At 39.6% G+C, this 15,871-nt stretch carries 15 protein-coding genes; 6 read left to right on the top strand and 9 right to left on the bottom strand.

Annotated elements, in window-relative coordinates; translation table 11 throughout:
* Nucleotides 1-29: 29 nt before the first annotated feature.
* Complete coding sequence (locus F9K23_07570) at nt 30-935, bottom strand: hypothetical protein (protein ID KAB2916454.1); 906 nt, start codon at nt 933-935, stop codon at nt 30-32.
* A 358-nt stretch (nt 936-1,293) separates the two neighbouring features.
* On the opposite strand from F9K23_07570, the gene F9K23_07565 reads away from it, so the two are divergent.
* The 3 genes from F9K23_07565 to F9K23_07555 all read left to right on the top strand — a co-directional run bounded on the left by F9K23_07565 (nt 1,294) and on the right by F9K23_07555 (nt 3,928).
* The gene (locus F9K23_07565; protein ID KAB2916608.1) at nt 1,294-1,620 is read left to right on the top strand and encodes a nucleotide pyrophosphohydrolase; all 327 of its coding nucleotides are present in this window, start codon (nt 1,294-1,296) and stop codon (nt 1,618-1,620) included.
* Between the two features lie 16 nt (nt 1,621-1,636).
* The gene (locus F9K23_07560; GenBank protein KAB2916453.1) at nt 1,637-2,086 is read left to right on the top strand and encodes a hypothetical protein; all 450 of its coding nucleotides are present in this window, start codon (nt 1,637-1,639) and stop codon (nt 2,084-2,086) included.
* Nucleotides 2,087-2,416: 330 nt separating this feature from the next.
* Entirely contained in the window at nt 2,417-3,928 is a 1,512-nt protein-coding gene (locus F9K23_07555) for a T9SS type A sorting domain-containing protein (GenBank protein ID KAB2916452.1), read from the top strand.
* A 46-nt stretch (nt 3,929-3,974) separates the two neighbouring features.
* Here F9K23_07555 and F9K23_07550 read toward each other — a convergent pair whose 3' ends face one another.
* The gene (locus F9K23_07550; protein KAB2916451.1) at nt 3,975-5,285 is read right to left on the bottom strand and encodes a metallophosphoesterase; all 1,311 of its coding nucleotides are present in this window, start codon (nt 5,283-5,285) and stop codon (nt 3,975-3,977) included.
* An 84-nt stretch (nt 5,286-5,369) separates the two neighbouring features.
* On the opposite strand from F9K23_07550, the gene F9K23_07545 reads away from it, so the two are divergent.
* A complete protein-coding gene (locus F9K23_07545; protein ID KAB2916450.1) occupies nt 5,370-6,572 on the top strand; it encodes a proline dehydrogenase in 1,203 nt (400 codons plus the stop codon).
* A 225-nt stretch (nt 6,573-6,797) separates the two neighbouring features.
* Here the strand turns inward: F9K23_07545 and F9K23_07540 are convergent, their stop codons facing one another.
* Nucleotides 6,798-9,206, bottom strand: coding sequence for a transketolase (locus tag F9K23_07540; GenBank protein ID KAB2916449.1), 2,409 nt, complete (start codon nt 9,204-9,206; stop codon nt 6,798-6,800).
* 197 nt (nt 9,207-9,403) lie between these two features.
* Nucleotides 9,404-9,880, bottom strand: a complete 477-nt coding sequence (locus F9K23_07535; protein ID KAB2916448.1) for a hypothetical protein — start codon at nt 9,878-9,880, stop codon at nt 9,404-9,406.
* A gap of 142 nt (nt 9,881-10,022) precedes the next feature.
* Here F9K23_07535 and F9K23_07530 point away from each other — a divergent pair, with 142 nt between their 5' ends.
* Nucleotides 10,023-10,592: a TetR/AcrR family transcriptional regulator gene (locus F9K23_07530; protein ID KAB2916447.1), complete on the top strand. Its 570-nt coding sequence runs from the start codon at nt 10,023-10,025 to the stop codon at nt 10,590-10,592.
* A gap of 128 nt (nt 10,593-10,720) precedes the next feature.
* Here the strand turns inward: F9K23_07530 and F9K23_07525 are convergent, their stop codons facing one another.
* On the bottom strand, nt 10,721-11,146 hold the full coding sequence (locus F9K23_07525) for a hypothetical protein (protein ID KAB2916446.1): 426 nt from the start codon (nt 11,144-11,146) through the stop codon (nt 10,721-10,723).
* 598 nt (nt 11,147-11,744) lie between these two features.
* On the opposite strand from F9K23_07525, the gene F9K23_07520 reads away from it, so the two are divergent.
* Nucleotides 11,745-12,677, top strand: coding sequence for a T9SS type A sorting domain-containing protein (locus tag F9K23_07520; GenBank protein KAB2916445.1), 933 nt, complete (start codon nt 11,745-11,747; stop codon nt 12,675-12,677).
* A 321-nt stretch (nt 12,678-12,998) separates the two neighbouring features.
* Here the strand turns inward: F9K23_07520 and F9K23_07515 are convergent, their stop codons facing one another.
* The 4 genes from F9K23_07515 to F9K23_07500 all read right to left on the bottom strand — a co-directional run bounded on the left by F9K23_07515 (nt 12,999) and on the right by F9K23_07500 (nt 15,761).
* Nucleotides 12,999-13,559 (bottom strand): hypothetical protein, encoded by a 561-nt coding sequence (locus F9K23_07515; GenBank protein ID KAB2916444.1) that lies wholly within the window; start codon nt 13,557-13,559, stop codon nt 12,999-13,001.
* Nucleotides 13,560-13,727: 168 nt separating this feature from the next.
* Nucleotides 13,728-14,186, bottom strand: coding sequence for a hypothetical protein (locus F9K23_07510; protein KAB2916443.1), 459 nt, complete (start codon nt 14,184-14,186; stop codon nt 13,728-13,730).
* A 151-nt stretch (nt 14,187-14,337) separates the two neighbouring features.
* Nucleotides 14,338-14,994, bottom strand: coding sequence for a hypothetical protein (locus F9K23_07505; GenBank protein KAB2916442.1), 657 nt, complete (start codon nt 14,992-14,994; stop codon nt 14,338-14,340).
* 98 nt (nt 14,995-15,092) lie between these two features.
* Nucleotides 15,093-15,761: a hypothetical protein gene (locus F9K23_07500; GenBank protein ID KAB2916441.1), complete on the bottom strand. Its 669-nt coding sequence runs from the start codon at nt 15,759-15,761 to the stop codon at nt 15,093-15,095.
* Nucleotides 15,762-15,871 lie beyond the last annotated feature (110 nt).

Genomic DNA, 15,871 nt, shown 5'->3' with positions numbered 1-15,871 from the left:
CTCATGAAGTTAAAAATAATAAACACCCCTCACATAGTAAACCGTATTCCCAAGCCGGTGCCCGTGTATTGTTGGGTAAAATCAAGTCCTCGCCCGTTAAACGTGCCCCATTTAATAAAAAAATTAAAACTGCGGGCATTGTCCTTGGGACGTAACCACAAACCCGCTTCACACATCAGGTATTTAAAGGGTTCTTTATTTCTATTACTTTTATACAGGCTGTTTTTACCTACAAAATTGTTATAAATAGCTTCATAAAACCCTTGTGCGTAAATCCAAACCCCGTCCTCTTCAGCAACCCTAAAACGTATGCCGCACTCAAGCGCAAAAGCCCATGTTTGCTGGCGGATGGCATTGTATAGCAACGGCTCAGTAAAGTAGCGCAACTGCGCACGGTTATAAAAAATCAAACCCTCGTTTAGCGTAGTATATTCATCACGAGCCTCCAATCCGTAATATTCAAACGACCGTGCCGAACCATTATCGAAAGCAGTATCGGGTTGTTTAAGACAATACGCCGAAAAGGATTCAAAATCAGTAGCGTGCTGGCTTTCGTGGTGGGCACTAATACCTAACCGAAGACTATGACGGGTGCTTTCAAACGTAGGCAGGAAATACACATCGAGGCCGAAATTACCCCGCCACAACTGCCACGACATAAACTGTTGCTGTGCCACATCGTGAAGCTCTATATACCCCGAAGTAGCTGCACAGGCATCACCCCAAGGGGTTTTATAGCTAACTAAAGGCACGTTACCGCCCAGCATATTGTACCAGCGACTGTCAAAAAGGCTCATGCGAAGGGTGGGAAAATCAGGGCTGATGCTAAAATCAGCCTTTGAGGGCTCGGGCAGTAATTGCATGCGCGCAGTGTCTTTTTGTGCAGTCGCAGCAATTACCCCCAGCAATGCTGCGGTTAGTAAAAAAGGTTTCATAGTGTTGGTTTATAGTACTATACAAACCAAACGGACATACCCCCCAAGCTTCTTAAGCTTGTTGAAAGACCCTTACCTGATTGTTTATTGGCTCAATGCTCCGGCACTTACCCTCCACAATAGGGTAAGTGAAAGTTGATGCACTGCAAGCACCCTGTCATTCCCAATCAAGTTGGGAATGACGGGATGTTGGACGGGACCCATTTCCCTTCCCTTTTGGAGTAGTGAGATTTTGGGAACGTCGGGCTAAGTGATAATCTGGTTGAGGTTTTGGAAGACCAGTATGGATAGATTGTTTAATGTTCCATCACCAACGATGGTTTCATTCCTTCGAGGCATAAATTCATACCTTTGTTGTATGACAATTGAAGAAGCCCAGCAACAGGTGCACCAATGGATTACTACCACAGGAGTGCGATATTTTAATGAGCTTACCAATACTGCCATTTTGATGGAAGAGGTAGGCGAGCTGGCCCGCATCATGGCTCGCAAATACGGTGAGCAAAGCTTTAAAGAAAGCGAAAAGGATAAAGACCTTGCCGATGAAATGGCCGATGTGATGTGGGTGCTTATTTGCCTTGCCAATCAAACAGGAGTGAACCTAACCGAGGCATTTGCAAAAAACATGGAAAAGAAAACCCGCCGCGACAGCGAACGCCACAAGAATAATGAGAAGTTAGGCTAAACGGCACTTTAAATAAATGGGAGTTGATTTGAAATTTATATTCTGTAAGGTTGTTAAGAACAATATAGGAGTTTGGTTATTTAGCATTATTTTTATAGTATCTAAATTTTTAGAGCCTACTATTTTTAATTATCTCCTATTACCTTTTGGATTATTTTATCATTACTTGATTTATGTTAATGTAGTGGGGTCTAATGAATACAATTATTTGTTTGTTTTCCAAATTATTGGGTGTTTGTTTTTACCTTTTGGTGAAATTCATTTGAATATTTCGCCTATACTACCGCTAATAATATTCCTAGTAGGATTACCAAGTGCTTTCTACGCATACAAAACATTCATTTGTATCCCTCAGTCGATGTTTAAAGATAGACGAGTTTTACTTCTTGCGGTTTTTGTTCCGGTGTTTTCGTTTAAAATCAAATCGTTTTTGCTAGAAAATTTCTGCAAAGAGCAGGCAGGATAGGATTAGAAGAGTTATCTTGAATTATTCCTACACATTAATAACTTCTGGATTACGCTATTAGCCCTAAAAACAAGTTCAGTTTAATTGTCCCTATATTCCTTACATCGCGTTATAGATAAAAGAGAAATACTCTAAACAGCCCCAACCCTCTTAAAGATATAAACGTATTAACATTAGTAATAGATGTTTAACTAAAGACCTGTGAGAAACTTACTAATCCTTTTTCTTTTCTGTTGTATTTCATCGTTTGCAAAGGCTCAACCTCTTACATGGGCATGGGCTAAGGAAATTCCTACACAAGTGCAAACATCAAACTTTGCATACCCGACAATGGATACCGATGCTTCGGATAATATTTATCTGGGGGGGTGCTTTTCTGATGGCGCATTAATATTGAGAAATGATACGTTGAAAAAACCATACTCCGGAACTTCACATTTATACGTGGCAAAATACAGCCCCAATGGTGATATACTGTGGGGCAGGGCAGCTGATAGTTCGGACAGTCACAGTGAAACAAAGGCCCTTTGTACAGACTCTTCGGGAAATGTTTACATCGCGGGAACTTTTGGTAAGTATTTAAAATTTGGACCCAAAACACTCATTGCTAATGGCTTTGCCAGTAAAGGCCTGTTTATTGCAAAATATAATACTAACGGAGACTTGTTATGGGCTACAGCCGAAAGTTATGATGGGTCAATACTACTGGAAACGATTAAGGTAGATCACCTTGGGGGTATATATATTGGAGGACATTTTAACGGGAATAAAATCTCTTTTGGGGCTGATACACTTAGAAATCTGAACTTTCAAAAAAGCCCAGCCGGATTTTTAGCGAAATATGACAAGAATGGTAACATCAGTTGGAGTAGAAAAGTGGGCTGCGTAGTAAGCAGCATAGTTGTTGAAAGAAAAGGCAACATCTATATATGTGGCGGGTACTACGATTCTTTAATAAGCGGCTCTCTTGTATTCAACAATAACGGAAATAACTTGGGGTATATCGTAAAGTTTGATAGAAGTGGTAACACACTATGGATAAAAAGCACAATAAACTTAAATGGCACAGGGAGATTTACTTCTGTAGGGCAAGATGCTGATGATAATGTTTACCTCTTTGGAGATTATGGAGGCTCCATAAAGTTTGACTCTGTTGTGTTTGATAATTACGGTTATTTGATAATAAAACTTAGAGAAAATGGAGATTTTATTTCGGCAAAGAACATTCGCTATTCAGGTGTGGGGGGTATAAAAAATGTTAGTTTCACACCCGATGGAAGGCTCATAATTAGTGGAATATTTTATACTTCTTTACGAGTTGAGAACCAAATCATCTATCCTTACATAAAAAGAGATGCTGTTAATACTCCGAATATCTTTTTAGGAAGTATTGGTGACGATGGAAGTTTATCAGGCCTAAGCGTGATACCAAGCGGAGAAAAAGGTGCGGATATTAGCGAAATGAAACTACTGCCACAGGGTAATTTACTCATTGCAGGAATTTTATACGATTATGCCCTTTTTGGAAACGACTCTATTACAAATGCTGAAGGTTTCTTTTTAGCTAAAACGGACAATTTACTCACAAGTGCCAAAGAACTGCCATTGGGAAACTCTGACTTTACTATCTATCCCAATCCCACGGCCAACTTCTTTTACATTCAATCTCAAGAACCGATTGATGTAATTAATATTTACAACTTAACCGGGCAACTAATACATTCTTATCAGGCTGCCGAAAATGCAGTAGGATATGATATTAGTGCCATAAATGATGGGGTTTATATTGTAGACATTCAAACGAAAGATATACGGCGATTTACCAAACTAATGAAGCGATAAGCAAGTATTACCAAACTCTTTTCAGTATCTCTACCCGCATACAGCACTAAGCCTTTACCAACTCTATTACTGTAATTTCGGGTAAAATGCCCACGCGGCCGGGATAGCCCAAGAAGCCGTAACCCCTGTTCACGTACAAATGTTGGTTGCCTTCAGTATATAAACCTGCCCATTGTTTGTACATCCATTGCACAGGACTAAATTTTATCAGACTGTTTTCAATACCAAACTGCATACCGTGTGTATGACCTGAAAGCGTAAGGTCTATGTCGCCGTGTTCAGGGCGCACCTTGCTGTCCCAATGGGAAGGGTCGTGCGATAACAGTATTTTAAATGGTGTATCAGGCATACCGGCACGAGCCTTGTCCAAATCGCCGTATTTAGGGAAACGTGCCTTGCTGCCCCAATTTTCTACTCCAATTACTCCCAACTTTTGTCCCTTATGGTCAAGCACCACGTGTTCGTTGCGAAGCAAGTTCCATCCCAAATCTTTGTGGTGGCTGTATAAAAGCTCCATGTTTTGGGCTTTTTCCTCCTTGCTTTTCCAAGTAGGAGCGTAATCGCCGTAATCGTGGTTGCCCAATGTTGAATAACTACCCATGGTGGCTTTAATCGGCGAGAAAATGTCTTTGTAGTCGTTCATTTCGCGGGCAAACACATTCACCATGTCGCCCGTAAAAAAGAATACATCCGGTTTTTCGTCCACAATCATTTTCACCCCCTTGTACACTGCATCTTTATCAAAAAATGAGCCCGAGTGGATATCAGAAACCTGCACGATTTTTAGCCCGTCAAACGCATCGGGTAAGTTGGCCGAGGGAAGTTTTATACGGTGTACTTTGTAATTGTATGCGTCTTTCATCGCCCCGCGCGAGAAAAAATAAATGGGTGATGCCGCCACCACCAATCCCGATTGGTAGATGAATTTGGCGCGGCTCATGGTTTTAGCCTTGGGAGCCTCGTCAGTGTTTTCTTCAGTTACCGGAGCGGGCTTTAATTGTTGTTTTTTGCCCCATATTTTGCGGATTACCCATTGTACGGTATGCAATAGGTCTTCAATCACCACAAACAACAAGAAGCTGGCTTTTGCACTAATTACAGCAATCATAAAGGTGCTGAAAAATGCTCTTAGTCTGCGCATTTCCTCAAGTTGGGGAAACATCATAACGGCAATCACTTGCAGTAGTACTACTACACTCAACCCAAAAAAAACATACTTTATTACACGTACTTTTTTGGGCGACATTTTCTTTAGCAATGCCCGCAAGCCCCGCCAACTGTATAAATCGATTATAAGCAGTACTGCCAGCAGGATACCAATTAATTGCAGGCGGAAAAGAAGGATGTTTGTTTGCATGTAGCAGTTATTTACTTTTGCAGGGTTGTGTTTAATGCTGTAGTTTAAAAAAACAACGTTATATAAAAACGGTTAGCCTTTAATATGAGTACGCACCCATCGCCAGAGACAAAAACCCTGCCCTTTTCATTTGATGACACCCAAATTGCTTTTAAGCTTAAAAGTGATGCCGAGCTTAAAAAAGCTCATTTATTGTTCAGGTTTTTTGGTTTTAAATGGCTGATTGCTGCCGGACCGATACTAACTAGTGCGGCTTTTGCACTTAGGCTGCCCATAAAACCCCTTATCAAAAATACCATTTTTGCTCAGTTTTGCGGCGGTGAGAATATCGATGAATGCAAACATGCCAGCGACCAATTGTGGAAGCAACACGTGAGCACTATTTTGGATTATTCGGTAGAAGGGGCGGAAGAGGAAGCTGTGTTTGACCAAACGGCTACTGAAATTATAAAAACGATTGACAAGGCTGCTGAGTCTGAAAATATATCGTTCAGTGTGTTTAAGGTTACAGGCATAGGGCGTTTTGCTTTGTTGGAGAAACTTAACTTTAGCCGCCCTTTGACACCTGACGAAGTGGCAGAAAAACAACGTGTTGAGGCACGATTTGATAAAATATGCGCCCATGCCTACGAAAAAGGGGTGCGCTTGCTGGTAGATGCTGAGGAAACGTGGATACAAGAAGCCATTGACCGTATGACAATGGATGCAATGTGCAAGTACAACAAAGAGCGAGCAATAATTTACAACACACTGCAACTATACCGCCACGATCGTGTGGAGTTTTTGAAACGCAGTATTGCCAATGCCATTGGGCACGATTGCCATGCAGGTTTTAAACTGGTGCGTGGTGCTTATATGGAAAAAGAGCGCAAACGTGCCCAAGAAAAAGGGTATTTATCACCTATACAGCCGGATAAAGAGTCGGCGGACAAAGATTACAATGCTGCGCTGAAAATTTGCATGGAGCATATTGACCGTGTGAGCATTTGTGCAGGAACTCACAACGAGGAGAGCTGCTACTACCTTGCCCGTTTGATGGAAGCCAACGAGATAGCTCCAAGCGACGAGCGTATCTATTTCTCGCAATTATTAGGTATGAGCGACCATATTAGCTTCAACCTTTCTAATGCAGGGTATAATGTGGCTAAATACGTGCCCTATGGTCCTGTGAAAGCGGTATTGCCATACCTTACCCGCCGTGCACAAGAAAACTCATCGGTAGCAGGACAAGCAGGCCGTGAATTGACATTGATTGAGCGCGAATTGAAACGCAGAAAGCTTAACTAAATAAAACTACTTAATTCGTCATTGCTAAAAACTGCTTTTGAGTTTTGAAGCAATCTGTTTGCTTTTGGTGAAAGATTGCCCACAGGTTTTACGGTTTTCATACAAGATTTTATAAAGCAAGTAAGGCTCAAAATAACTAATACTTTTAGTTATTTTGAGCCTTACTGTTTATAGTTTTCTTCGATAAGCCCTGAGCTTCCTCTGAGTTTGTCGAAGGGGGGTGTATCAAGCAAACTTAGGATAGCTGCCGGGGTCAACCTCGTGCATCATTTCATAAATTACTTCAAACACGGTTTCAGCACCGGGTTTGCTAAAATAATCACCATCGGTTCCGTAAGCGGGACGGTGAGGCTGTGCACTAATGGTGCGGGGCTCACTATCCAACCACTTAAAGGCTTGTTGGCCTTCCATTACTTGTTGGAACATATAGGCCGAAGCACCACCGGGTACGTCTTCGTCCAAGAAAACAACACGGTTGGTTTTCTTAACCGATTCAATGATTTTATGGTGAATATCAAACGGCAACAAGGTTTGCACGTCAATCAGCTCTACACTAATGCCCACTTCGTTCAGTTGTTTAATGGCATCTTCCGCAATGCGTGTGCTAGAGCCATAAGTAACCAACGTTACATCGTCGCCCTCAATTAGGGTTTCAGGCACGCCCAACGGCACGGTAATATCGGCAATGTTATCAGGCATTTGCTCTTTCAAGCGGTAACCGTTCAAACATTCCACTATCAAACCGGGTTCATCGCTTTGCAACAAGGTATTGTACATGCCTGCGGCTTGTGTCATATTGCGGGGTACGCACACATACATTCCGCGCAGCGAGTTAATAATCATACCCATGGGCGAGCCGCTGTGCCATATACCTTCCAGCCTGTGGCCGCGTGTACGCACAATAAGCGGGGCTTTTTGGCCGCCTTTGGTACGCCACTGCACGGTAGCAAGGTCGTCGCTCATAATTTGTATAGCGTACAATAGGTAATCAAGGTATTGTATCTCAGCAATGGGACGCAGTCCGCGCATTGCTGCACCAATACCTTGCCCAATAATGGTACACTCACGGATACCGGTATCAAACACGCGGTTTTCACCATGTTTTTCCTGCAATCCGGCAAAACCTTGGTTCACATCACCAATTTTTCCTACGTCTTCACCAAAGGCAAATACGCGGGGGTCGCGGGTGATGGCGCTGTCAAAATAAGCTTGCAAAACCTCGCGGCCGTCCATCATCTTCGCATCGGCACCGTATATAGGTTTCACCTCTTGCACCTTCAACGCATTCCATTCCGATTCACTGTGCAAATAAGTGCTGTAACGTTCGTAATTATCGGCAGTAAACTGTTTTTTATGCTCTGCAACGGCTTGGCGGGCAGGCCCGTTTTCGTGCAAAGTAAGACGAAGAGCAGTATTTAAAGCCACGCCTACATCTTTGCGCATAGGCTCGCTAATTGCGCGAAGATTGGCGGCCACTTCGGCAATGGCAGCACCGTTGCTGCTTTGTGCAGCAAGGTCGTCAAGCAATACCCCTGCTTCGGCCACATCGGCTTTTATATCGCCTAAATAGGCTTCCCATGCTGCTTTTTTCTCAGCATTAACTTCTTTTTTCCAGTCGTTTTCAAGCGTGTCAAGTTCCTCAGCCGTAGCAATAGCATTGGCTTCCATCCACTCGCGCATCTTTTTGATACAATCAAACTCTTGTTCCCACTCCAAACGCTCCTTGCTTTTGTAGCGCTCGTGAGAGCCTGAAGTTGAGTGCCCTTGCGGTTGGGTAACTTCGGTTACGTGTATTACAACGGGTGTATGTTCTTCGCGGCAAACAGCCACCGCTTTTTGGTAGGTTAGGCACAGTTCTGCATAATCCCATCCTTTGGCCGTAAATAGCTGCAAGCCTTTGCCGTGTTCATCGGTTTGGAAACCGCTTAATATGCTGCTAAGGTTTTCTTTGGCAGTTTGATATTTGGCGGGTACCGAAATGCCGTACTGGTCGTCCCAAATAGACATTGCCATCGGTACTTGCATTACACAAGCAGCGTTGATGGCTTCCCAAAACATACCTTCACTGGTACTGGCGTTTCCAATTGTACCAAAGGCAACTTCGTTTCCGTTGATAGAGAAATCAGTATGCGATTGTAACTCTTTGTTCTCGCGATATACTTTTGAGGCCATTGCCAAGCCCAACAAACGGGGCATTTGCCCGCCCGTTGGCGATATATCGGCAGAAGAATTATAGCGGTCGGTTTGGCTTTTCCAGCTTCCGTCAGGGTTTAACAAACGGGTACCAAAGTGCCCGTTCATACTGCGTCCTGCCGAGCAGGGTTCAGCCTCAACACTGGTGTGTGCATATAGTTGCGCAAAAAACTCGCGCACATTACTCATACCCAAAGCAAACATAAACGTTTGGTCGCGGTAGTAACCGCTACGGAAATCACCTTTCTTAAAGGCTTTGGCCATAGCCAGTTGGGCTACTTCCTTACCGTCGCCAAAGATGCCAAACTTGGCCTTGCCTGTTAGCACTTCCTTCCGGCCAATTAAGCTGGCCTGACGGCTTTGAAAAGCCACTTTGTAATCATTAATCACCTCTTGCTTATATGCTGCAAGGGTTTCCTCAGCCATTTGCGCTGTTACCATGCCGCAAAAATAAGCATTTTGAGGGATTTACTTTTTTGGAGTTTTGTGATAGCTTTATCTAATTTAAAGGCTTCATTTACAATCGTTAAAAGTCGGCTGATTCCTGTTGGTTTCATTTAGCTATCGCATTATTTGTCTTAGCGGTGCATAATTCCGGTTCACTTTTCAGCAAGCAGAGGCAGGTTGTGAAAAGATACTTATCCGTTTTGTTCAACCTCATTGGTGTTCTTACGGAATATTTTAACGGCCTTCCAAAGCGAGTAAATGATAATGGCCCCCGGAATGGCCTGCATGATTCCTGTAAATTCAAAAATGAAGTCGCTGGGCATTTCATAGGCAGGAGGGGGGAAGAGTACTTCCATCGTCGATTCTTCAGTGCCTGAAAAAAACAGCAGATTTTTGATTAAGTGATTGTAAAAGCCTTCAAAGCCGCCCAAAAGCACTCCGAAGGTTATTCCCACGCTTAGGGTGTACAAGGTGAAGAACACTTTGTTTTTGGTGCGCAGAAACAAGTAGTATAACAGTGTTATTACCGACAAGGTGATTAACGATGGGGTAATGATGTGCAAGCGCCACGGTGTTGCAAAAATTCGTGCGCCATACACATGGTGAAATATGGTAAGTAGTAAGAGTGCTAATGCTGCCAGCAGCGAGTTTTTCATGTACTTTTTCATAGATTGATTATAATTGCTGAACGCCTGTTCAAAAACATACAGATATTTGTTTTGCAAAAGTATCGGGACTGTATTTTCTAAAAAAAGCCACAGAAAGGGGCTTTGACTGTTATTGGACAAAACCGCAAAAAAGTTCAGAATTATGGGAGAACTACGAAAGGATGACAGACGAATTATAAGGACTAAGCGAGCGCTGGCACAGGCGCTTTCAGAGTTGATTGTTGAGAAAGGGTATGAAGCGATAACGGTGCAGGATATAACCGACAGGGCAAACGTGGGCAGGAGTACATTTTATGCCCATTATGAGAGTAAAGACGAGCTTTGTTTGTACAATATTAATTTTCAGCAACATTTGGTGGAATTTAAGAGTGATGCTGAAGGTTTTATTTACGGGATTAATTTGCAATACTTGTTTAACCACCTTGTTGAATATTACGCAATTGCAAAAGAATTGAACGGGTTAAAAATAGGTTATGATTTGAGGAACTTATTAACCGAAATAATAGCCGATAAAATTATCACGCACAATAAAAAGTATTATTCAAAAACTACGGAGCAAAAAAGAATACTGAATTATAAGGCACAGATGGTTGCGGGCGGTATTGTGCGGATGCTCTTTGAATGGACGCTGGAAGGCAGCCCTGTTGGGGTGGATACGCTAATAAAAATAGCAGAGGGTAATATTACCTCCACTTTTAGTGATGGGGAGTAACCATTTTCAGTAGGTATTTGAACAGGAAAGTGGCTGTAGCTGCTCGCTAAACAAAAAAGTCCCGATTTCTCGGGACTTCCATAACTTTTTTATGCGCAGGTGATAATTTGGAACACGACCCACCACCCCTACCACCTATCCCGCAATGTATCTCCAGTCTTAATATTAACTAGTCTGCCGTTTACAAACTTGTATCTAAACTTATCGCAATAGTTTTCATAAACTTTTAGTGTGTCCTTTTTCTTTAAGAGAATATTCATACTCCCTCTGTGTTTAAATATAGAGTCGCCGCTTTGAATTTCTTCATAAATAGCTCTATCTAAATAATATGATTGAGTAAATATGAATTTCTTTGATCCATTTAGTATTTCCATACTCAACAGACCTCTATTGTTTTTGTCTTTAAATTTTTTCAAAAAAACACCCTTAAATTCAAGTGTTAAATTTCTTATTTCGTCATCTTCAGTCAAATAACAATATTCTTCATGACGCTCGCAAGCACTGGTTAAACATGCAAAAATTATAAGTGCACGTAAATAAAATTTCCTATTCATAATTAATCCTCTAAATTTATAAATCTCCAAGTAGGAGTAGTTACAGACCTACCATAATTTAATGGTGCTATTGATTTTCCTCCAAGACCAAAGACAATATCTGTCGTAGAATAATTTACCTCTCTATCTGCATTAAAAGACTCAGAATGACCGAACGGACCTATACTAAATCCTTCGGAAGCTCCCCCCGCTCTCGCAAGTCTGTAGCGTAGGTTGTGTGGCAGCGACTTGTGAGAATTCATAATAAACTACAGACTTAGGATATTTGCTCTCATAAGTTCCTACCGAACCAAGTATTCGACAGATTTGCGAGAGCGGGGCACTTCCATAACTTTTTTATACAAAGGGGATAATTTGGGACACGACCAATGGAGCAAAGGAGTAATTTTTATTCAGAGCTCAATCGGAAGATTGGGTTTTTTACTGGTTATACCCAAATAAGCACCACTCACTCCAAATTAAGTGCTCTAACATTAACTAAATTTATAGCGTTGGCCCTTAAATAACAGGTTTTTAAAGTAGTATATTTAGTCTTGTAGTTAATCGAAAACAAAAAGATTTAACTTACAAGCTAGCTTTAAACAAATAATTTTACAGTATGAAGAACCTTATCATTGTGTTGTTGTTTTATATCATTCCATTTCAATCATTTTCACAATCATATATACCAATGATTGATACTACGCTTGAATGGGAAGGATGTTTTAACTACATCAAAAACGGCAAATCAACTGGTAAACCAATCACGTACAGGTTTTCTAATAAAGACACGGTATTTAAAAACGATACCTTTAGGATACTAATGGCCTACACAGCAGTAGACACTTTTGTTATGGGAGGATTAAAAGAGGATAGTACAAAAAAAGTAGCTTATGGATTCTATTCCGGTGATACGTCAGCATATTTGATGTATGATTATTCATTTCCGGACCCTACTACCGGAGATACACTGTGGATCGATTATATAGATAGTAGTAATAATCTTTTTGTTGCTGTCGATTATGTTTTTCTCAATATTCCGGGTAGGAGGAAAAGAACCAATGTTTGCTGTAATTATACCTTTAATAATTCGGTGAAATTTAAAAAACACATTGTAAATTGGGTTGACGGCTTAGGAAGTAGTGTTGGGGTTTTAAACAATATTATTTCAGCTAAGCTATTTCCTTTTGGATTCCCTAACAATATAAAACGTGAGCCCCATTTTTTTGGGATTGGAAAAGTTATGAGGGGTGACACTCTGATATATACTTTTCCGTGTGATTTTGATACTGCGTTATCTGTACAAAAGCCAGAATTTAGTAACCCAAGCCTGTATTTTGTTCCTATAAGCAATACCCTTATTATTACTAATGACGCATCGCGGTATGAAATAAAAATAATTGATCTATACGGAAAAGTTATTTATGAACAAGTTTGTATAGACGAAAACAGTCTTTACATCTCAATGTCTGAATACAAGTCAGGGTGGTATCTTATTGAAATTATGGATGAGACAAAGCTTACGTATCGACAAAAAATCATAAAACACTAAAACTATATGAAAATAAATTATTGATTGCGATTTTCCTTTCTCTTTTTACCTTCTGTTTAAAGGCACAAAGCTATTTTGAAGAAGTGTTAGCTATCGATTCTCAAGATTATTTGCGGGTCCTCCCTCTCGCAAGTCTGTAGCGTAGGTTGTGTGGCAGCGACTTGTGAGAATTCATAATAAACTACAAACTTAGGATATTTGCTCTCATAAGTTCCTGCCGAACCAAGTATTCGACAGATTTGAGAACGAGGGGCTCTTCAACAACTTTTTTATACAAAGGTGATAATTTGGAACACGACCGTTCAGGTGATAATTGGAACACTACCACTCAACCATTCTGATATATAAGTAATGAATTTTTACACAATCATTATAATCAATATTAAATAGTATCGAAATATATTTACTATTAAGGGTAACCTGGAAAGCATTAGGATCTCTTGACTCAATAGTTAATTCCTGTTTAGAGTAAAAAGAATAATCAATTAGTTTATTCAACTTCAACTCATCGATATTATGATTTACAAGCAATGTAGTCTTGGTTTTATCAATAGCTGAGAAATCTATCTTAATAGTTTGTAGCTCATTGTTATAAAACCAAAATTCAATTATTAAATTGGATTGAATACTCGTAAAAAATAAAATTACAGCTCCAGTTTCATAAGTATCAGTAAATTCCGTATAATCACCAAGCCACATACTAAGTAGCTCATGCCCATTGTCAGGCTTCCTTGCCTCTTTCAGGTTTTTAAAAAATTCTCTTAAATTATTTATATCTGATAACATAACTATTTTTTTGGCGGTGGTGGCTTCAAAACATCTAATACTTCTTGTAATTTCTTCTTTCCCCCTTCCTGCAAGTCTTTGCCCCCGCTCTCGCAAGTCTGTGGCGCAGGTTGTGTGGCAGCGACTTGTGAGAATTCATAATAAACTACAAACTTAGGATATTTGCTCTCATAAGTTCCTACCGAACTAAGTATTCGACAGATTTGCGAGAGCGGGGCACTTCCATAACTTTTTTATACAAAGGTGATAATTTGGAGCACGACTCTAATATACAATATGATATTTTTTTATATCTTCCTTTACAATAAAGTAAGTGTACTTTTTTAAAACCTCAGAAGAGCAACCAACGCTGTCTACAAATTCAGTTAATAAAAATAACGAATCGTTTGAGAATTCAATTTTTCCTATTTCAGTCCCGCATTCATTTACTGCTTGCAATGTTGTAACTATTAATGTGTCATGGGCATATTTTGACGAACAATAAGGTCGAATAAATTTAGCACGATTTCTAGAGTATCCAAAAACAGCTGGTCCATATTCAGAAACAAATTCTGACAATGAAGAAATGAGAGCAGCGCTATTCAACGTGTCCTTTTTATCAGCGGAGTTGATTTCTACACTCATAGTATTTGGCGGTGCATCTTTCTGTTGGAAACAATTGCACCCAAATAAAGGTGTAATAAGTATACCCCAAATGGTTAATAAATAAGTGTTTTGATTCATAAAAATATGTACTTATTTTTGGGTATTTTTTAGTCTCTTCTTTGTCAAAACTTCTATTTTTCTATCCTGCATATTCATAATTTAAATATTTCGTGTTCCCCCGTTCTCGCAAATCTGTAGTGGATAACGTAGTGCAATAACAATTGGTGAACTACTCTACTGGATAGAATATCAAAACATTGCTCAAAATATCTCCATCGAATATAAAGACCTGAACATACTCTGTACCTAAAACATCATTGTTAATAAAAACCCTAATACTATCCATCGTTTTATCATAGTGTTTTATTGTTTTTCGGAAAAAATCACTCTTATTAATTCCAATCTTAACATTCGATGCTAGTTTAATCTGGCTATCCTTAATCAAAGCAGAGCTTAAATAAAACTTGTCAGGTTTAGAGTAATTATGTTCTGCTAACTTCTCAAACCCTCCATTTACTACACTATCACTTAATTCAGCCACATCAAGATAAGACTCATTAAATGTCATTCGATGTGTTATCATGCCTCTTTGACTTGTGGCTGAAGATATATGAAAAATAAAATGATTTATATCTTGAATTTTGTTAATAGAAAACTCTTTTATCCCAAATGGAAAAAAGCTCCATTCAAAATTACTTGTAATTTCAAGTGTATCGGATTTCAATATAAGAAAATATAAATCCGTACTATCTTCACCAAGTGATTGTCTAATATGAGTGCGTAAAACACTTTCATCAAGATAGATGTCTTCTTTGTTTTTCTTATTAGAACAACTGTAAAGTGACAGTGATGTAACAAGTAATAATAATATACTATTTTTCCTCATTTTCTAATTTTTTGATAAGTAGTTGCTAAGTTATTCTCAGTGCTCCCGCTCTCTCGCAAGTCTTTAGTGTATGTTGAGTTGCGGGGATAATTTGAACGCTACCAATACCAAACCCACTTCTCATTGCTTTTGATAATTTTTGATGTCTTAAAAAAAACGACTTCGGATTGCTGCTCATTATATTTTCCCAACTCTACTTCAATTGTTTTATTATTAACCCACTTAACACTTAAAGGTCCAACATCGCTAGTGTTAGAATAGCTAAACTCATTTAACCACTTTGTCTCCGATACTCTCCATATTTCAATTTGGTTCACATCATTTAGATTTCCTAAGCCCAAATTAAAAGCCACAATAAGCGAACTATCCTGTGAAAATATTGGTAGTGAAGGAAGAGTTATTGTCTTTTTATTATCTGATTTTATTAGCATTACACAGCTCCCTTCATAAGACTGGGAATAAACCATAAACATATGTTTAGACGCAATAAAACTTAAGAAGTAATACAAAATAGTACTATCTATATTGTCACTATTATTATTTATTAATTTTATTTTCTCATATCCCCCCTCTGTAAGTGTCAAACTATCTCCATCCCTTTTGACAAAAGAAGCATACTCTTTTAGCTTTATTGATTCAAGTTTACTTGCACACTCAAGGTCAATATCAATTGCTCGACAAATAGAATCTCGACTTATTTGAGCATTAAGCACATATGGAAGTAAAATTAAAAGAATAATATTTAGTTTCTTAATGCTATTATTCATATTTATTAATAATTTGAGTAGCTGTTGACTTAACTTCTGCCCACTCTTGCAAATCTGTAGTATACGGTGAGTGGCAGGGATAATTGTAACACTACTCCTTTAAGCCACTT

This window comes from Bacteroidota bacterium (genome assembly GCA_008933805.1).
In the GTDB taxonomy this organism is placed as follows: domain Bacteria; phylum Bacteroidota; class Bacteroidia; order UBA8524; family UBA8524; genus SB11.
This window is presented reverse-complemented; position numbering and strand designations above follow the sequence as displayed.